The following is a 17,508-nucleotide window of genomic DNA, read 5'->3' as shown; positions in this document are numbered from 1 at the left end:
GCCAGAAGTTGAGTCGATTCCCCTCAACTCTGGGAAATATGACCACTTTGGGCACTGTGACCGACCGCCGCCGAGGACTACCGTCGGGCGCACCACCACCTGCCGCGTGCCGCGGCGCTCGTGACGCCTTGATCGACGCTGTTCCCCGACGCTGTTCCTCGACGCCCCTGTCGCCCGGACCCGACACTTCCGAGCCTCGAGGAGGGCCACCATGAGCATCGATGTGGAGACGCTGCGCTCCGGCACCCGGGGGACGGTCACCGGACCGACCGATCCCGACTACGACACCGCTCGCGCCGTGCGCAACGGCATGATCGACCGCCGCCCCGCCGTGGTCGTGCGGGCCGCGAACGCCGGGGACGTCATGACCGCCGTGCGCACCGCGGCCGACAACGGGCTGTCGGTCGCCGTACGCGGTGGCGCCCACAGCGTCCCCGGCTTCGGCACGGCCGACGGGGCCGTCGTCGTCGACCTGTCGGCGATGCGCGACGTCCGGGTCGACCCGGCGACCCGGACCGCCCGGGTGGGGGGTGGCGCGACCTGGGGCGACCTCAACGCAGCGACCTACCCGTTCGGGCTCGCCACCACGGGCGGCATCATCTCGACCACGGGCGTCGGTGGCCTGACCCTCGGCGGCGGCATCGGCTACCTCGCTCGCGGCCTCGGGCTGTCGCTGGACAACCTGGTGGCGGCGGACGTGGTGACGGCCGACGGCACCTTCCACCTCGCCAGCGAGAAGGACGACGCCGACCTGTTCTGGGCCATCCGCGGCGGCGGCGGGAACTTCGGCGTCGTGACGTCGTTCGAGTTCCGGCTGAGCCCGGTCACGGACGTCTACGGGGGTCCGATGTTCTTCGAGCTCGACCGGGCCGGCGACCTCTTCCGGCTGTACCGCGAGCTCATCGCGGACGCTCCGGAGCAGTTCGGCGGCTTCCCGGCCTACCAGATCGCACCGCCGCTGCCGTTCATCCCGGAGGAGCGCCACGGCAAGACGCACGCGCTCTTCGTGGCGTGCTGGGCGGGCGACCTCGACAAGGGTGAGCAGGTCCTCAAGCCGTTCCGCGACCTCGCACCGACCGTGGCCGAGCTGGTCGGCCCGATGCCGTACCCGGCCCTCAACGCCGCCTTCGACGACCTCTACCCGGCGGGCCTGCGCCACTACTGGAAGGCCAGCTTCGCCAAGGATCTCACCGACGAAGCGATCGAGGCGCACGTCGAGCACGGGGCCAAGGTCCCGGCGATGACGTCGACCATGCACATCTACCCGATCAACGGCGCCTGCCACCGCGTCGACTCGGACGCGACGGCCTTCGCCTACCGCGACGCCAGCTTCGCGACCGTCATCGCGGGCATGTGGCCCGATGCCGAGGACGACGAGCAGAACACGGCCTGGGTCCGCGACTACTACGACGCCATCGCGCCCCACTCCGAGGAGGGCGGCTACATCAACTTCATGGCCGACGACGACCAGGGCCGGATCCGGCAGAACTACCGGGGCAACTACGACCGGCTCCAGCAGGTGAAGAGGACCTACGACCCGGACAACCTGTTCCGGCACAACCAGAACATCGCCCCGGCCTGAACGCGGCAGCCGGGCCGCGACTGTCCCAAACTGGGCAAATCGCTGCCCGGCTCCAAGGCTTTACCGTCCACCTGTTTCATTCCACGAACAAGCGGGCACAGTGGTGCTATGGGAAAGCTGATCTTCGACAACCGATTCGTCGGGGTCGCTTTCGTGTTGCTGCTCTTCGTCAACGCGTTTGCGATCCAGAACGGCTGGTACGCCTGAGGCCGCACCGGCCTCACGTCGTGCCCCGTGACACCATCCCCCGGTGGCGACACACGGGTTGAGCTCTGACTGCGCGCGCTGCTTCGGCCTCTGCTGCGTGCTGCTCCCCTTCTCCGCCTCGGCCGGCTTCGGCGTCGACAAGCCCGGCGGGCGCCCCTGCCTCAACCTGCTCGACGACGACAGCTGCCGCATCCACGCGACCCTGCGCGAGGACGGCTGGCCGGGGTGCACGGTCTTCGAGTGCTTCGGCGCCGGCCAGCAGGTCTCCCAGGTCACCTACGGCGGCGTCTCGTGGCGCGACCCCGGCAACCCGCCGCACCGCATGGCCGAGATGGCCGCGGTGCTGACGGTGATGCGCCAGCTGCACGAGATGCTCGTCCACCTCACCGAGGTCGCCCGCCGCTCGCCCGACCCCGGCGCCGACGTCGTACGTGCCGAGATCGAGGACCTCACGGCCGTCGACCCCGAGACGCTCCTCCTCGCCGACGTGGACGGGCTGCACGAGCGGGTGGGTCGGCTGCTGGCCGAGGCCAGCGCTCGCGTACGCCGACGGTGGGCCGCCGCGCAGGACCGCACGCGCGCCGACCTCGCGGGCCGGCGCCTCGCCGGCGACCACCGCGGCTGGTCGTTCCGCGGCGCCCTGCTGATCGCCGCCGACCTCCGCGCCGCAGACCTGCACGAGGCGGACCTGCTGGGCGCCGACCTGCGCGACACCGACGTGCGCGGCTGCGACCTCTCGACCGTGCTCTTCCTGACCCAGCCCCAGGTCAACGCGGCCGTCGGCGACGAGGCCACCACCCTTCCGGAGGGTTTGTCGCGCCCGTCACGCTGGCGGTCCTGACCCGACGGAATACCTCCCGGACGGCTCGTGCTGTGCCTGGCATGACCGTTCCCAGCATCAAGCTCCACGACGGCACGTCGATCCCGCAGCTCGGCTTCGGCGTGTTCCAGATCGACCCCGCCGACACCGCGGAAGCGGTGACGCGGGCCCTCGAGGTCGGCTACCGCCACATCGACACGGCCGAGATGTACGGCAACGAGAAGGAGGTGGGCGAGGCGCTGCGCTCCTCCGGGATCGCCCGCGACGACGTCTACGTGACGTCGAAGCTCAACAACGGCTTCCACCGCCCCGACGACGCGGCGCGCGCGTTCGAGAAGACCCTCGCCGACCTCGGCCTCGACCGGATCGACCTGTTCCTCGTCCACTGGCCGCTGCCGACGCGCTACGACGGCGACTTCGTGTCCACGTGGCGCACCATGGCGTCCTTCGTCGAGGACGGCCGCGCGGCGTCGGTCGGCGTCTCGAACTTCCAGCCCGCCCACCTGCAGCGGATCGTCGACGAGACCGGGGTCGTGCCGGTGATCAACCAGGTCGAGGTGCACCCCTACTTCACCAACGACGCGGTCCGCACGGCCAACGCGAAGCACGGCGTCGCCACCGAGGCGTGGTCGCCGATCGCGCAGGGCGCGGTGCTCGACGACTCCGTCATCACCGAGATCGCCGAGGCGAAGGGCAGGTCGACCGCGCAGGTGACCCTGCGCTGGCACGTCGAGCGCGGCGACATCGTGTTCCCCAAGTCGGTCAACCCCGAGCGGATGAGGGAGAACTTCGAGATCTTCGACTTCTCGCTCACCGACGACGAGGTCGCGCGCATCTCCGGCCTCGACCGGGGTGAGGACGGCCGCACCGGCCCCAACCCCGACACGTTCGACTACATCCCCGACTGACGAGCCCCGACGCCGCGAAGGCCCGGCCCCACCCGGGGTCGGGCCTTCGTCAGGTGCACCATGCAGGCAGTTCGCGTCTGAAGCCGACGCGCTGAGCGTGGCGGCGGGCCAGCCTGCGGCGAACTGCCTGCACGGTGTCCACCTGAGTGCTCATACGCACGCGCAAGCCCGTCCGGGTGGCTCACACTCACCGGCATGGAACCCAGCACCTGGCAGCGCCCGGGCCTCCGCGCCGCCCTCCTCTACGCCGTCGCCGCCGGTCTCCTCGGCACCGTCGTCTCGGCGGTCAGCCGCCTCGAGCTCACCCGGCGCGCGGTGCCTGCGGCCGCGCTCCCCGACGGGCCGGTCATCGTGGTCGCCAACCACACGAGCTTCGCCGACGGCATCCTGCTGGCCCTCGTTGGCCGTCGCCTCGGCCGCTCGCTGCGGCTCATGGCGACCGGCGGTGTCTTCCGGTCCGGGCTGGTCGGGCCGGTCGTCCGCCGTCTCGGCTTCATCCCCGTCCTCCGCGGCACTGACGCCGCCGCGGGCTCGCTCGACGCCGCCGCCACCGCGCTCGAGTCCGGCGAGGCCGTCGGCCTCTTCCCGGAGGGCCGCATCACCCGCGACCCGCAGCACTGGCCCGAGCGGTCCAAGACCGGCGCCGTGCGCCTGGCCCTCCGCACCGGCGCGCCGGTCGTCCCGGTGGCCCTCGTCGGTACGCACCGGGTCGTCGGCGTGACCGGGATCGTCTCCCGGCTGCTGCGCAACACCGTCCTCCGCCCTCGGGTGCTGGTCGCGGTCGGGGAGCCGATCGACGTACGTCGGCTCGCGGGCGTCACCGGCGACCAGCCGGTCGACGACGCGACCGTGCGGCGGGTGGCCGACGAGGTGATGACCGTGCTGGTGTCGCAGGTCGCGGAGCTGCGTGGCGAGCCCGCGGCCCACCCGAGCGGCGTGCCGGCGGAGGCGCTGGGCGCGTGACGCCTGCCCGCGCGGTCAGGAGTAGCGGTGACTCTTGGCCGCGTGGCCGCGCTCGCGCGTGCAGGTGCGGCCGCCCATGTTGCGGTGGCCGCAGAGCTCCTCGCCCGTGGCCGGCTCGGCCTCGGCACTCGGGGGAGCCGCCTGCGCGACCGGTGGTGCGACCGGTGGTGCGACGGGCGCCTTGGGCCGGGCCGGCGCCTCGGCCGAACGCTTCTGCGCCGCGGCGTACTTGGCCTCGCGCATGGCGCGCAGGTTGTCCATCTTGCTCATCGCTCGATCACGCCCCGACCCTACGTGGCTGCGGGGACACCGGGCGCACTCAGCCCGCGAGCCAGGCCGTGAGGTTGGCCAGCGAGGCGTCGAGGCCCTGCTGGTGCGCCTCGACGTCGATGCCGGGAGGCACGTCGGTGGCGTCGATGGCGACGCGCGTGCCCGTGTCGCGGGCCGTGAACGTCCACGTCATCGTCATGCGCCCGGCGGTGTCGGGGTCGTCGGTGTCGAACTCCACGCCCCACACGACCCGCTCGGGCTCGACCAGCTCGTCGATCGCGACGCGGGAGACGTCGCTCCGCTCGGTGGTCTTGCCGCCGCCGTCGGGCGCCTCGTCATAGCGGAGCGTCATCGTGAAGCCGCCGCCCGCGCGCAGGTCGGCGTCGGCGATCGCGCCGGTCATCCCGCCGGGCGGGAGCCACGACGCCAGCGCGTCGGCGTCGACGAAGGCGGCGTACACCTCCGCGGGTGACGCGTCGACGTCGGCGACGGCCCGGTCGATGCGCGGCACGTCAGGACCCGCGACGCCAGACGACGACGGACTGGCCGACCGCCTGGTGCAGCACCGGCAGCTTGTTGGCGGGCTGGGCCGCGGCGCGTGCTGCGAGCCCGCTCCGCAGTGACTCGAGCTCGGCGACGAGCTCCTCGTTGCGGGCGCGCAGCGCGTCGACCTGCAGCTCGAGCTGCATGATGCGGCGCACCCCCTCGATGCCGATGCCGGCGCTCGTGAGGTCGGCGATCTCGCGCAGGCGCTCGATGTCGCGGTGGGAGTAGCGACGCCCGCCGCCGCCGGTGCGGCCCGGCTGGATCAGGCCCATCCGCTCGTAGGCGCGCAGGGTCTGCGGGTGCAGGCCGGTCAGCTCCGCGGCGACGGAGATGACGTAGACGGCGGCGTCCGGGGACGGGGGCTGGAAGACGGTGTTCACGGGGCCGCTCATCCCTCGAACAGGCCTGCGCGGAGCGGCTTTCCGGCGGTGGCCGCACGGTAGGCCTCGAGGGCCTCGCGCGCGGTCGGGTCGAGGCTGGCCGGGACCTGGACCTCGACGGTGGCGAGCAGGTCGCCCTTGCTGCCGTCGCGCTTGGTGGCGCCCTTGCCGCGGACCCGGAAGGTCCGGCCGTTGGGCGTGCCCGGGGGCAGCTTGAGCGTCACCGGCGCCCCGCCGAGCGTCGGGATCTTCACCTCGCCGCCGAGGGCCGCCTCGTCGAAGGAGACGGGGACGTCGATGGTGAGGTTGTCGTCCTTGCGCCCGAAGACGCGGTGGGGCGTGACCTTGACCTTGACGAACAGGTCGCCGGCCGGGCCGCCGTTCTCCCCCGGGGCGCCCTTGCCCTTCAGCCGGATCCGCGCGCCGTCCTTCACGCCCGCGGGGATGCGGGCCTGGATGGTGCGCGCGGACGTGCCGCGGCCGCTGCCGTGGCAGGTGGGGCAGGCCTCGTCGTACACCAGCTGGCGCCCGCCACAGGCGGGGCAGGTCTCGTTGATGGAGAACGCCCCGCCCGTGCCGGAAACCACGAAGCCCGCGCCCTCGCACTCCGGGCAGATGTGCGGGCGGGTGCCGGGCTTGCCACCGGTGCCCTGGCACGTGGGGCAGGCCGTGTCGGAGGTCAGGCGCAGCGACACCGTCACGCCGTCGAGCGCGTCGGTGAAGCCGATGGTCGCCGAGCTCTCGACGTCGGCGCCGCGGCGCGGCCGGGCCTGCTGCTGGGTACGCCCGCGCTGGGCGCCGCCGAACAGGTCGCCGAACATGTCGCCGAGGCCGCCGCCCGCTCCGGCGCGGTCTCGGAGCAGGTCGTCGAGGTTGAACCCGCCGCCCCCGAAGCCGCCGCCGCCGCTGCCGCCGAAGCCGCCGCCCATGCCGGGGCCGAAGCCACCGCGCGCCTGCAGCGAGCGGAACTCGTCGTACTTGGCGCGCTTGGCCTCGTCACCGATGACGTCGTAGGCCTCGGCGACGGCCTTGAACGTCTCGTGCTTGGCGTCGTCACCGGGGTTGGAGTCGGGGTGGTTGGCCCGGGCCAGCTTGCGGTAGGCCTTCTTGATGTCGGCCGCGCTGGCGTCCTTGGCGACGCCGAGGACCTGGTAGAAGTCCTTGGTCGCCCAGTCGTTGCGGAAACCTTCGTTGTCAGCCATGGATCAACCTCCCTCCGTCGTCGACAGGGTCATCGGGTGCGTGGTGCGGGGTCAGGCGTCGGCCGGGTCGACCACGAGCACCTGGGCGGCGCGGACGACACGGTCGCCCATCCGGTAGCCGCCCTTGGCGACGTGCTTCACGGTCGTCACCTCGACCTCGGCGTCGGCACCGAGGTGGCTCAGTGCCTCGTGGAGCGTCGGGTCGAACGCGTCACCCGGCTCGCCGAAGCGCACCAGGCCGGCGCTCGCCACGACCCGCTCGAGCTGGTCGGCGACCGCCTTGAAGCCGCCCTCGAGCTCGCCGTGCTCCTTGGCCCGGTCGATGGTGTCGAGGACCTCGATCACCGGCGTCAGCGCCTTGTAGGCGGCCGTCTCGGCCACCAGCTGCCGGTCGCGGTCGACCCGCTTGCGGTAGTTGGCGTACTCGGCCTGGAGCCGTTGCAGGTCGTTGGTCAGGTCGGCGAGCGAGCCCTTCATGGCGGCGAGCTGCTGCTCCTCGGTGTCGACGTCGGAACCGTCCCCGGAGTCCGGGCGCTCCTCGGCGGTGCCGGGGTCGTCGCCGGCGACGGCGTCGCCGGCCACCTGCTCCTCGACCTCGGTCTGGGCGGGCGCCTCACCGGCGGCGTCGCCGAAGCCCTCCGGAGAGGGAGCCGCGGTGGGCTCCCCCTCCGGGAGGTCGGTCGCCTCGGGGCCCGGGGTGGGCTCGACGGGGCGATCGGTCACTTGGACTCACCCTCGGTGGTCGCGTCCCCGTCGGTCTGCTCGTCGACGATCTCGGCGTCGACCACGTCGTCGTCCGACTCGCCGGTCGCCCCGGTGGCACCGCCCGCAGCGGCCTGGTCGGCCTCCGCGGCGGCGTACATCGCCGCGCCCATCTTCTGGCTGGACTCGCCGAGCTTGGTGATGCCGGCCTGGATCTCCTCGGAGGACGCGTCCTCCTTGGCGAGGGTCTCCTTGAGCGCGTCGACGTCGGCCTGGACCTCGGTCTTCACGTCGTCGGGCAGCTTGTCGGCGTTGTCACCGAGGAACTTCTCGGTGGTGTAGACGAGCTGGTCGCCCTGGTTGCGGGTCTCGACGGCCTCGCGACGCTTGGCGTCCTCCTCGGCGTACTGCTCCGCCTCCTTGACCATGCGGTCGATCTCGTCCTTGCCGAGCGCCGAGCCGCCGGAGATGGTCATCGACTGCTCGCGGCCGGACGCCTGGTCCTTCGCGGAGACGTGGACGATGCCGTTGGCGTCGATGTCGAAGGTGACCTCGATCTTCGGCACGCCGCGCGGGGCCGGCGGGAGGCCTGTCAGCTCGAAGTTGCCGAGGGGCTGGTTCTGCGACCACATCTGGCGCTCGCCCTGCGCGACCTTGATCTCGACCGACGGCTGGTTGTCGTCGGCGGTGGTGAAGATCTCGGAGCGCTTGGTGGGGATGGTGGTGTTGCGCTCGATCAGCGTGGTCATCACGCCGCCCTTGGTCTCGATGCCGAGGGACAGCGGGGTGACGTCGAGGAGCAGCACGTCCTTGACCTCGCCCTTGAGGACACCGGCCTGGAGCGCGGCGCCGACCGCGACGACCTCGTCGGGGTTCACGCCCTTGTTGGGCTCCTTGCCACCGAGCAGGTCCTTGACGACCTCGGTCACGGCCGGCATGCGGGTCGAGCCGCCGACGAGGACCACGTGGTCGATGTTGGACACCGCGACGCCGCCGTCCTTGAGCACCGACTGGAACGGCGCCTTGGTGCGCTCGAGGAGGTCGGCGGTCAGCTTCTGGAACTCGCTGCGGGTCAGCTTCTCCTCGAAGTGGAGCGGGCCGGACTCGCCGTGGGTGATGTAGGGCAGGTGGATCGTGGTCTCGCTGGACGACGAGAGCTCGATCTTCGCCTTCTCGGCGGCCTCCTGCAGGCGCTGCTTGGCGATCTTGTCGGCCGCGAGGTCGACGCCGTTGGAGTCCTTGAACTTCTTGACCATCCACTCCACGACGCGGTTGTCCCAGTCGTCGCCACCGAGGTGGTTGTCACCGGAGGTCGCCTTGACCTCGACGACACCCTCGCCGATCTCGAGCAGGGACACGTCGAACGTGCCGCCACCGAGGTCGAAGACGAGGATCGTCTGGTCCTCGCCCTTGTCGAGGCCGTAGGCCAGGGCGGCCGCGGTGGGCTCGTTGACGATGCGGCTGACGTTGAGGCCCGCGATCTCACCGGCCTCCTTGGTGGCCTGGCGCTGGGCGTCGGAGAAGTACGCCGGGACGGTGATGACCGCGTCGGTCACCGTCTCGCCGAGGTAGGCCTCGGCGTCGCGCTTGAGCTTCTGCAGCACGAACGCGCTGATCTGCTGGGGGGTGAAGGTCTTGTCGTCGATGTCGACCTTCCAGTCCTCGCCCATGTGGCGCTTGACGGACCGGATGGTGCGGTCGACGTTGGTGACCGCCTGTCGCTTGGCGACCTCTCCGACGAGGACCTCGCCGGACTTGGTGAAGGCGACGACGGACGGGGTGGTCCGGGCGCCCTCGGCGTTGGCGATGACGGTGGGCTCGCCACCCTCAAGGACGGCGACGACGGAGTTCGTCGTGCCCAGGTCGATGCCGACCGCTCGAGCCATGGTGTGTTCCTCCTGCGTGTGGATGACGTGAGTCTCGGTGCCATCCTGCCGCGCTTCGGCGGAGGAGGCAAAACAGTTGAGTCGGTCTGACTCAAGTCTGTTCATGGGGTACAACGCAGGTCCGGCGCGGATGTTCCCCGATCCGGACACGAAGTTCGTGTGACCTGGCTCCCCCTAGCCTTGGCGCATGATCCGCCACACCGTCGCGTTCCGGCTCCACCACGCCCCCGGCTCCCCGGAGGAGGCCGACTTCCTGGCCGCCGCCACGGCCCTGGCCGACATCCCCGGCGTCACGGCGTTCGAGCAGCTGCGCCAGACGAGCCCGAAGAACGACTTCGCGTTCGGCTTCTCGATGGAGTTCGCCGACCAGGCGGCGTACGACGGCTACAACGAGCACCCCGTGCACACGGCCTTCGTCGCGGACCGCTGGGTGCCCGAGGTCGCCGACTTCCTGGAGATCGACTACGCGCGGCTCTGACCCCGCCCCCGCCCCCGACCCCCTGCGTCATACGAACCCGCACCCATACGTCCCGATCGGTATGACGCTCCCGGCGCCGACCCCGTGCGTCATACGAACCCGCACCCATACGTCCCGATCGGTATGACGCAGCGGGAGCCGGGCGGCGTACGACCGCAACCGGGCCGACGTGGAGGGGAAGTCTGACTCCTCGAGGCGGCTACAACGGCCTCCAGGAGCCGGAGTCCCCGCTCGAGCGGGGATCCCGACAGCGGCAGGACACCGACAACGGCAGGACGCGAGGCGCTCAGCGGGTCCAGACGTACGGCGTCGTGGTGGTCACGGCCCGGAGCCCGGAGCGCTCGAGGATCGGGCGGGACATGTCGGTGCAGTCGGAGTGGATGAACCGGATGCCGCGGGCCGCCGCCGAGCGGGCGCGGGCGGCGACGAGGGCGCGGTAGATCCCGCGACCGCGGTAGTCCGGCAGCGTCGAGCCGCCCCAGATCCCCGCGAACTCGGTGCCCGCGACCGGGGTCAGGCGGCCGCCGCACACGACGCGGCCGGCGACCTCGGCGACCCAGAACTCCGAGCTGGCGGACTCGAGCTCGGCCAGGGACGACTCCACGGACGGGCCGCGACCGGTCCCGAAGACCGACTCCTGCGCGTCGAGCATCCGCGTGAGGTCTTCGACGGCGGTGGGGCCCGGCTCGAGCCGGCGTACGACGACGGGTCCCTCGGGCGTCTCGGCGAGGGGTACGTCGACGGCGAGCAGGGACGCCTCGCCGATCATCACGGTCTCGAGCGGCTCGGCGACGAGGCCGTGGGCGACGAGCCGGTCGCCGAGGTCGGCGGGGAGGTCGTGGCCGCGCGACTTCCACTCGAACGCCGCGACGTCGGTGTCGTCGCGGTAGTGGGCGACCGTCCGCTCGATGAGCGCGTCGAGCGCCTGCCCGTCGGCGCCACCGAGGTCGCGGTAGGACACGAAGCCGCCGTGGTCGAAGACGCCCCACAGGAGCGGCCCCTCCCGCACGACCTCGACGGCCCGGGCCATCTCGGCGTCGGTGCGGAGCTGCTCGTCGTAGGCCACCAGGAGGGCGTCGCTCGTCATGGGCGGCAGCCTAGGTGCCGAAGTCAGGGGAATCTCAGGGGTTTTCGCCTGCGCGGAACGGCCTCGAGGCCGCACACTTCTCTCGTGCTCCATCGGGGGAACCTGCGCCGGGTCGTCGGCGTCTCGACCATCGCGGTGCTGATCGCTGCCCTGATGGCGTTCTACGTCGCCGACTACGCCGACGCCGGCCCGACCCGCTGCCAGCAGCACCGCCTCGACGCGCGCGAGCGCGCAGGCGTCGTGACGGGCCGGGGTGAGCGGGTGCTCGTGATCGGCGACTCGTGGTCGGTCGGCCTCGGCCTGGACGACCTGGCCGGCTCCTGGGCCGCCCGGCTCCCGGGCGAGGTCCACGTCCGCGGCTTCTCCGGCTCGGGCTTCAGCGCCGGGGCCAGCGGCTGCGGCCGGGTGTCCTTCCACGACCGCGCGCCGACCGCGCTCGGCGTACGCCCCCCGCTCGTCGTGGTCGAGGGCGGGCTCAACGACTACGACCAGCCCGCGCGCGCCATCGACCGCGGCTTCCGCGAGCTGATGGCCGACCTGGCCGGCGCCCGCGTCGTGGTCGTCGGTCCCGCGACGGCTCCGCTCCGCGCCGGCGCCGTGCCGCGCGTCGACGAGCGTCTCGCGGTCCTCGCCGACCTGTACGGCGTCCCCTACGTGCGCACCAGCGACCTCGACCTCGACTACCTCGACGACCGGCTCCACCTCACCGACCGGGGGCACCGCGAGTTCGGCGACGCCGTCGCCGACCGCCTCGCCGGGGTGACGCCCGCGCGACCGGCCCTGCTCGGCCGCTGAGGGCACCGGCCGGGCGCGCACCCCGGTCCCGGCCCGCGCCGATCCGATGATCGGCCGCCGAAGGCTGCCCGCCTCCGGCTATCGGACACTTCCGCCGACGATCGGCCGAACGGTGCATCTTCTCGCGTTGCACGAACCCGCAGATCGGCGCTCATTGACGGCCCCCCGGCCGATTGCGAGTTTGTGCACTGGTCCGCAACACCCCAATCCACCCTCGCGTCGTCCGGCGCGAACTCATGATTGGAAAACCCCAGTGAAATCACTCCGTCCGGCCGTCCTGGCCGGTGTCGCAGCGTCCGCCGTCGCTGCATCCTTCCTGGCTCCGACCGCCACCTCGGCCGGTGCAGCACCCGCGGCGGGCGACCCCCGCCTCGACGCCCAGCAGGCGGCCAGCGCCTGGGTCAAGGGCCACGGGCAGGCGCTCGAGCGCGCCGCTGCCGACTCGTTCGTGCGCACGGGCACCTTCGAGGGCGACAACGGCATCTACTCGATGGCCTACGAGCGGACCCACGGGGGCCTGCGCGTGGTCGGCGGCGACTTCGTCGTCCTCGCCGACGCCGACGGCACGGTCGTCGGGTCGTCGGTCGCCCAGGAGGCACCCGTCGACCTCGCCTCCACCACCGCCAAGGTGCCCGCGGCCCGCGCAGCCGCCGTCGCCGAGGGCCAGGTCGACGAGGTCACCGACGCCTCGGCTCCCGAGCTCGTCGTCTGGCACCGCGACGCCGGGACCCGCCTGGCCTACGAGGTGGAGGTCCGCGGCACCGACGCCGGCGAGGTGTCGTGGCAGAAGGTCTGGGTCGACGCCCAGGACGGCAGCGTGCTCGAGGCGCGCGAGCAGATCGCCCACGGCTCCGGCACGGCGGCGTACTCCGGTCCCAACCCGCTGCCCATCGCGACGAGCGGCTCCGGCAGCAGCTACACGATGACCGACCCGACGGCGACGACCCTGAAGTGCCAGGACGCCGCCACCAACGCCACCTTCTCGGGCACCGACGACCTGTGGGGCAACGGCAACGCGACGAGCAAGGAGACCGGCTGCGTCGACGCGCTCTACGCCGCGCAGCAGATGAAGTCGATGATGTCGTCGTGGCTCGGCCGCAGCGGCATGAACGGCTCGGGCGGCTGGGTGCCGATCCGCGTCGGCCTCAACGACGTCAACGCCTACTACGACGGCACGCAGGTCCAGATCGGCCACAACAACGCCAACCAGTGGATCTCCTCGATCGACGTCGTCGCGCACGAGTTCGGCCACGGCGTCGACGACAAGACCCCCGGCGGCATCTCCGGCGGCGGCACGCAGGAGTTCATCGGTGACGCGCTGGCCACGGCCACCGAGTACTACGACGCCCAGCCGTCGCCGTACGACGTGCCCGACCACACGATCGGCGAGGAGATCAACCTCGTCGGCCAGGGCCCGATCCGCGACGGCTCCAACCCGGCCAACGTGGGCGACCCCTCGTGCTACACCAGCTCGATCCCGACCGCCGAGGTCCACGCGGCGGCCGGCCCGGGCGACCACTGGTTCTACCTGCTCTCGCGTGGCGGCGTCTCGAAGTGCGACGGCACCTCGACCACCGGCATCGGCGAGCAGGCCGCCATCAAGGTCCTCTACAACGCGATGCTGATGAAGACGAGCTCGTCGAGCTACCTCAAGTACCGCACCTGGACGCTCACCGCGGCCAAGAACCTCGACAGCACCTGCGCCCAGTTCAACGCCGTCAAGAACGCCTGGGACGCGGTCAACGTGCCGGCCCAGGCCGGCGACCCGACCTGCGGCGGGACGACCACGCCCCCGCCCACCGGTGGCAACATCCTCGGCAACCCGGGCTTCGAGTCGGGCGCGACGACCTGGACCGGCACCGCCGGCCCGATCACGAACAACACGGGCCGTCCGGCCCGCACCGGCTCGTGGAAGCTCTGGCTCGGCGGCAACGGCTCGGCCGGAACGGAGACGGTCAACCAGACGGTGACCATCCCGTCCACCGCGACCGCAGCCACGCTGTCGTACTGGATCCGCACGGACACCGCCGAGAGCGGCTCGACGGCGTACGACACCATGCGGGTGCAGGTCGTCGACGGGAGCACGGCCACCACGCTGCGCAGCTTCAGCAACGTGGGCACCAACGCGACCTACACGCAGTACTCCCACAGCCTCACGGCCTACAAGGGGAAGACGGTCACCATCCGCTTCACGATGACCGAGGACTCGTCCCTCCAGACCAGCTTCGTGGTCGACGACACCACGCTGAACGTCTCCTGACGTCCGGCACCTCGTGACGGGGCGGGGCAGCGCTGCTGCCCCGCCCCGTCCGGCGCGCGTGGGGGCTCACTCGGCCAGCCAGGCGGCCCAGCTGTCGAAGGAGTAGGGCCGGCCCAGGAAGTCGGCGACCAGGTCGGCGGCGTCCTCGCGCCCGCCCATGGCGAGGACCTTGTCGCGGTAGGCGAGCGCGACGTCGGCCGCGAACAGGTCGTCGCGGTCGAAGGCCGAGAAGAGGTCCTTCGCGATCACGAGCGACCACATGTAGGTGTAGTAGCCCGACGAGTAGCCGTCGAGGTGGCCGAAGGCGCAGTGCATGTGAGCACCGTCGAGGGGCGGGAACACCGAGTAACGGCGCTGCAGCTCGTCGCCGTAGGCCGTGAGGTCGTCGTGTGCGCCGGCGTGGAACCAGTAGGACCGCGCGGCGTAGGACATCTGCTGCACGGCGTAGAGGCCCTTGCCGAACTGCTCGGCCCGGCGCATCGCCGCGACCAGGTCGGCCGGGATCGTCTCGCCCGCCTCGTTGCGCGCGAAGGTCGCCAGGACGTCGGCGTCCCACGCCCACTCCTCGAGCATCTGGCTGGGCGCCTCCACGAAGTCCCACTCGGTGGCGACGCCGGAGAAGCGGGCCCACTCGCCCTGCCCGGCGAGGACGTGGTGGACCAGGTGGCCGAACTCGTGGAAGAGGGTCACGACCTCGTCGTGCTCCATCAGGCCGCGGTTGAAGTTGCAGACCAGCACGCCCTCGGGGAGCTGCTCGCCGGCGATGCCCTTGACCATGTCGAACTGCGCGGCGTGCTTGAACTTGCCCTCGCGCGGGTGCAGGTCGAGGTGGATCCGCCCGATGCGGGTGCCGTCGAGGTCGACGTCGTAGCTGGCGACCTCGTCGTGCCAGGTGCCGGCGTCCTCGCGGGACACGGGCGTCCAGCCCAAGCCGAAGAGGCGGCCCGTGACGTCGAGGAGGCCCTGGCGGACCTGCTCGAACGGGAAGTAGGTGCGCACGACCTGGCCGTCGACGTCGTACTGCTCGCGCCGCACGAGCTCGGAGTAGTAGCGCGAGTCGTAGGTGGCGACCGTGTCGGCCGACGGGTCGTCGACCCGCTTCCGCTCGAGGAGCACGCCGACCTCGTCGCGGGCCCGCTCCTTGGCCGCCTCGCCCACGCGGTCGATGAAGTCGGCGACCGCCTGGCCGTTGCCGATCATCTTCACCTCGGTGTCGTAGTCGGGCCAGGAGGCGTAGCCGAGCAGCTCCGCGGTCTCGCGGCGCACCGCCAGCAGCTGCTGCAGCACCGCGTCGTTGGCCGGCCAGGCGACGTTGTTCTGCGCGAGCGCCAGCTCGTGGCGGGCCTCGGCGTCGGCGCCGAAGGTGATGAACGGGACGAGGTCGGGGTAGTCGGTGGTGATCGTGACGAGGCCGTCGTCGCCGGGCTCGTGGGCGGCGCGGTAGTCGTCGGGCAGGCCAGCCAGCCGCTCGGGCGAGATGCGGATCGACCGGACGTCGTCGCGGATGTTGCGGCCGAAGTCCTGGGACAGCTTGACCCCCTGCTCGCTCAGCTCGCGGAGCCGGTCGCGGGTGGCCTCGTCGCGGTCGACGCCGGCGCGACGGAAGTCGCGCAGCGTGTGCTCGAGCACCCGCCGGGCGTCGGCGTCGAGGCCGGAGAGGTCGGACTCGGTCGCCAGTCGGTCGAACACGGCGTAGAGGTCACGGTCGAGGCCGAGCTCGGTGACGTACTTCTGGACCTGCTGGCTCAGGTCGTCGGCGCGGTCGCGGACCTCGGCGTCGGGGTGCACCTCGGCCCAGAGCGAGACGGCCTCGGCGTTGGCGATCGCGGTCTCGGCCTTGTTCCAGGCGACGAGCACGACCGGGGCGTCCGAGGAGCCCGCCTTCACCAGGCCGGCCTGGCGCCGGGCCTCGTCGAGCTGGTCCTGGCAGCGCTGCGACACCCACGCGAGCCAGTCACCGCCGCCGGGGAGGTCGATGGGAGCGGGCTGGGTCTCGGTCCGGGGGTCCACGTCTGGAGCCTACGGCGGCCGTGTGACGAGCTCCACCGCACGGGCGGCGACGTCCGGGGCGACGACCCGTAGCGTGTCCGGGTGAGCACCTCGGGGGACGTCACGTTCCGCTTCCGCGACATCTGGCTCGTGGCGTACGGCCCCTCGATCGTCTCCGCCGTCGGCCACGGCGCGATGCTGCCGGTGCTTGCCCTGCGGGCCCGTGACCTCGGTGCCGACATCAGCGTCGCGGCCGCGATCGTGGCGCTCCTCGGCGTCGGTCAGCTGGTCGCCAGCCTGCCGTCCGGCGCGCTCGTCGCGCGGATCGGCGAGCGGCGGGCGCTGGTGGGCGCGGGCCTCGTCGACGCCTGCGCGATGGTCTTCGCCGCCCTGACCGACTCGGTCCTGGGCCTGGCGGCCGGCGTGCTGCTCAGCGGCGTGTGCTGGACGCTGTTCCTCATCGCCCGGCAGGGCTTCATGATCGACGTCGTCCCCGCCAGCCACCGCGCGCGGGCGATGTCGCTGCTCGGCGGGTCCTACCGCGTCGGGGTGCTGGTCGGGCCGCTCATCGGTGCCGCGCTGATCGCCGTCTCCGACCTGACGAGCGTCTTCTGGCTGGCCGCAGCGATGTCCGTCGTCGCGTCCCTGCTCGCGGCCACGATGCCCGACCTCGGCGAGGAGAAGCGCGCCGCCGCCCGGGCGACGGGTCACCTGGGCGTGTGGACGGTGATCGGCTCGCACCGCCGGCTGCTGGCCACGCTGGGCACGGCGGTGGTGATCCTCGGGGTGAGCCGCTCCCTGCGGCTGAGCCTGCTGCCGCTGTGGGCCGACCACGTCGGGCTGTCGGCGTCCACGACGTCCCTCATCTTCGCCGGCGCCGCCGCCATCGACGTGGCCTTCATGTGGCCGGGCGGATGGTTGATGGACACCCGCGGCCGGATGGTCGTCGCCGTGCCGGTGGTGCTGTCGATGGCCGTGGCCTGCCTGCTGCTGCCGCTCGCGACCTCCGCGGTGTCGGTGGCCCTGGTGATGGCGCTCATCGCCTGCGGCAACGGCCTCGGGTCGGGCATCGTGATGACTCTCGGCGCGGACGCCGCCCCCGAGGACGGCAGGTCGCAGTTCCTCGGCGCTTGGCGGTTGTGCGGCGACATCGGCAACACGGGCGGGCCGCTGCTGGTCGGCGCGGTCGCCGCCGTCGCCCCGCTGGCGGTCGCGTGCGCCACCGTCGGCGTCCTCTGCCTGGCCGGCGCGGGCTGGGTGGGCTACTGGACCCGGCAGGTCGACGTGGCTCGGGCGGCGCTCAGACGCTATGGCGTGACCGCCTCGGGGTGAGGGGGTTGCAGGCCGGGGCCTCTCGCATGCATGTACGTGGGTTGTCGGGCAGGAGCGGCCTGCTCGACCTATCCACAGGCATAGGAGGCCCCGGTGTTCAC

At 72.1% G+C, this 17,508-nt stretch carries 16 protein-coding genes; 8 read left to right on the top strand and 8 right to left on the bottom strand.

Annotated features, from left to right (window positions below):
- The first annotated feature begins 211 nt into the window (after positions 1-211).
- The 4 genes from NYO98_RS19655 (at position 212) to NYO98_RS19640 (ending at position 4,480) form a co-directional block, all read left to right on the top strand.
- The gene (locus NYO98_RS19655) at positions 212-1,582 is read left to right on the top strand and encodes an FAD-binding oxidoreductase (protein ID WP_268113517.1); all 1,371 of its coding nucleotides are present in this window, start codon (positions 212-214) and stop codon (positions 1,580-1,582) included.
- A gap of 250 nt (positions 1,583-1,832) precedes the next feature.
- Complete coding sequence (locus NYO98_RS19650; protein ID WP_268113515.1) at positions 1,833-2,630, top strand: pentapeptide repeat-containing protein; 798 nt, start codon at positions 1,833-1,835, stop codon at positions 2,628-2,630.
- Positions 2,631-2,671: 41 nt separating this feature from the next.
- Positions 2,672-3,517: an aldo/keto reductase gene (locus tag NYO98_RS19645; RefSeq protein ID WP_268113514.1), complete on the top strand. Its 846-nt coding sequence runs from the start codon at positions 2,672-2,674 to the stop codon at positions 3,515-3,517.
- A gap of 195 nt (positions 3,518-3,712) precedes the next feature.
- Positions 3,713-4,480, top strand: coding sequence for a lysophospholipid acyltransferase family protein (locus NYO98_RS19640; RefSeq protein WP_268113513.1), 768 nt, complete (start codon positions 3,713-3,715; stop codon positions 4,478-4,480).
- A 15-nt stretch (positions 4,481-4,495) separates the two neighbouring features.
- Here NYO98_RS19640 and NYO98_RS19635 read toward each other — a convergent pair whose 3' ends face one another.
- Genes NYO98_RS19635 through dnaK form a run of 6 tightly spaced genes read right to left on the bottom strand, consistent with a single transcriptional unit; the run spans position 4,496 to position 9,466 of the window.
- On the bottom strand, positions 4,496-4,750 hold the full coding sequence (locus NYO98_RS19635; RefSeq protein ID WP_268113512.1) for a hypothetical protein: 255 nt from the start codon (positions 4,748-4,750) through the stop codon (positions 4,496-4,498).
- A gap of 49 nt (positions 4,751-4,799) precedes the next feature.
- Positions 4,800-5,261 carry an SRPBCC domain-containing protein gene (locus NYO98_RS19630; protein WP_268113511.1) on the bottom strand — a complete coding sequence of 154 codons (462 nt, stop codon included), beginning with the start codon at positions 5,259-5,261 and terminating at the stop codon, positions 4,800-4,802.
- 1 nt (position 5,262) lies between these two features.
- Positions 5,263-5,676, bottom strand: a complete 414-nt coding sequence (locus NYO98_RS19625) for a heat shock protein transcriptional repressor HspR (RefSeq protein WP_268113510.1) — start codon at positions 5,674-5,676, stop codon at positions 5,263-5,265.
- 8 nt (positions 5,677-5,684) lie between these two features.
- Complete coding sequence (dnaJ, locus tag NYO98_RS19620) at positions 5,685-6,878, bottom strand: molecular chaperone DnaJ (protein ID WP_268113509.1); 1,194 nt, start codon at positions 6,876-6,878, stop codon at positions 5,685-5,687.
- Positions 6,879-6,929: 51 nt separating this feature from the next.
- Positions 6,930-7,601, bottom strand: a complete 672-nt coding sequence (gene grpE / locus NYO98_RS19615) for a nucleotide exchange factor GrpE (RefSeq protein WP_268113508.1) — start codon at positions 7,599-7,601, stop codon at positions 6,930-6,932.
- Positions 7,598-9,466 (bottom strand): molecular chaperone DnaK, encoded by a 1,869-nt coding sequence (gene dnaK, locus NYO98_RS19610; RefSeq protein WP_268113507.1) that lies wholly within the window; start codon positions 9,464-9,466, stop codon positions 7,598-7,600. The genes grpE and dnaK overlap by 4 nt, the downstream gene beginning before the upstream one ends.
- Positions 9,467-9,653: 187 nt before the next feature.
- Between dnaK and NYO98_RS19605 the strand changes: the two genes are divergently transcribed.
- Positions 9,654-9,944 (top strand): Dabb family protein, encoded by a 291-nt coding sequence (locus tag NYO98_RS19605; protein WP_268113505.1) that lies wholly within the window; start codon positions 9,654-9,656, stop codon positions 9,942-9,944.
- A 286-nt stretch (positions 9,945-10,230) separates the two neighbouring features.
- Here NYO98_RS19605 and NYO98_RS19600 read toward each other — a convergent pair whose 3' ends face one another.
- The gene (locus NYO98_RS19600) at positions 10,231-11,031 is read right to left on the bottom strand and encodes a GNAT family N-acetyltransferase (protein WP_268113504.1); all 801 of its coding nucleotides are present in this window, start codon (positions 11,029-11,031) and stop codon (positions 10,231-10,233) included.
- Between the two features lie 84 nt (positions 11,032-11,115).
- On the opposite strand from NYO98_RS19600, the gene NYO98_RS19595 reads away from it, so the two are divergent.
- A complete protein-coding gene (locus NYO98_RS19595; RefSeq protein ID WP_268113503.1) occupies positions 11,116-11,826 on the top strand; it encodes an SGNH/GDSL hydrolase family protein in 711 nt (236 codons plus the stop codon).
- A 253-nt stretch (positions 11,827-12,079) separates the two neighbouring features.
- A complete protein-coding gene (locus NYO98_RS19590) occupies positions 12,080-14,086 on the top strand; it encodes a M4 family metallopeptidase (protein ID WP_268113502.1) in 2,007 nt (668 codons plus the stop codon).
- Between the two features lie 66 nt (positions 14,087-14,152).
- Here the strand turns inward: NYO98_RS19590 and NYO98_RS19585 are convergent, their stop codons facing one another.
- Positions 14,153-16,096, bottom strand: coding sequence for a M3 family metallopeptidase (locus NYO98_RS19585; protein WP_268113501.1), 1,944 nt, complete (start codon positions 16,094-16,096; stop codon positions 14,153-14,155).
- 81 nt (positions 16,097-16,177) lie between these two features.
- Between NYO98_RS19585 and NYO98_RS19580 the strand changes: the two genes are divergently transcribed.
- On the top strand, positions 16,178-17,407 hold the full coding sequence (locus NYO98_RS19580; protein ID WP_268113499.1) for an MFS transporter: 1,230 nt from the start codon (positions 16,178-16,180) through the stop codon (positions 17,405-17,407).
- Positions 17,408-17,508 lie beyond the last annotated feature (101 nt).

This window comes from Nocardioides pini (assembly GCF_026712185.1).
In the GTDB taxonomy this organism is placed as follows: domain Bacteria; phylum Actinomycetota; class Actinomycetes; order Propionibacteriales; family Nocardioidaceae; genus Nocardioides; species Nocardioides pini.
The sequence above is the reverse complement of the archived record's forward strand: the minus strand, read 5'-3'. Positions and strand labels throughout refer to the sequence as shown.

Excerpts from the sequence above, each read along its gene's own strand:
- NYO98_RS19655 (WP_268113517.1), top strand. The coding sequence starts at position 212 with ATGAGCATCGATGTGGAGACGCTGCGCTCCGGCACCCGGGGGACGGTC.
- NYO98_RS19645 (WP_268113514.1), top strand. The coding sequence starts at position 2,672 with ATGACCGTTCCCAGCATCAAGCTCCACGACGGCACGTCGATCCCGCAG.
- NYO98_RS19640 (WP_268113513.1), top strand. The coding sequence starts at position 3,713 with ATGGAACCCAGCACCTGGCAGCGCCCGGGCCTCCGCGCCGCCCTCCTC.
- NYO98_RS19635 (WP_268113512.1), bottom strand. The coding sequence starts at position 4,750 with ATGAGCAAGATGGACAACCTGCGCGCCATGCGCGAGGCCAAGTACGCC.
- dnaJ (WP_268113509.1), bottom strand. The coding sequence starts at position 6,878 with ATGGCTGACAACGAAGGTTTCCGCAACGACTGGGCGACCAAGGACTTC.
- dnaK (WP_268113507.1), bottom strand. The coding sequence starts at position 9,466 with ATGGCTCGAGCGGTCGGCATCGACCTGGGCACGACGAACTCCGTCGTC.
- NYO98_RS19605 (WP_268113505.1), top strand. The coding sequence starts at position 9,654 with ATGATCCGCCACACCGTCGCGTTCCGGCTCCACCACGCCCCCGGCTCC.
- NYO98_RS19600 (WP_268113504.1), bottom strand. The coding sequence starts at position 11,031 with ATGACGAGCGACGCCCTCCTGGTGGCCTACGACGAGCAGCTCCGCACC.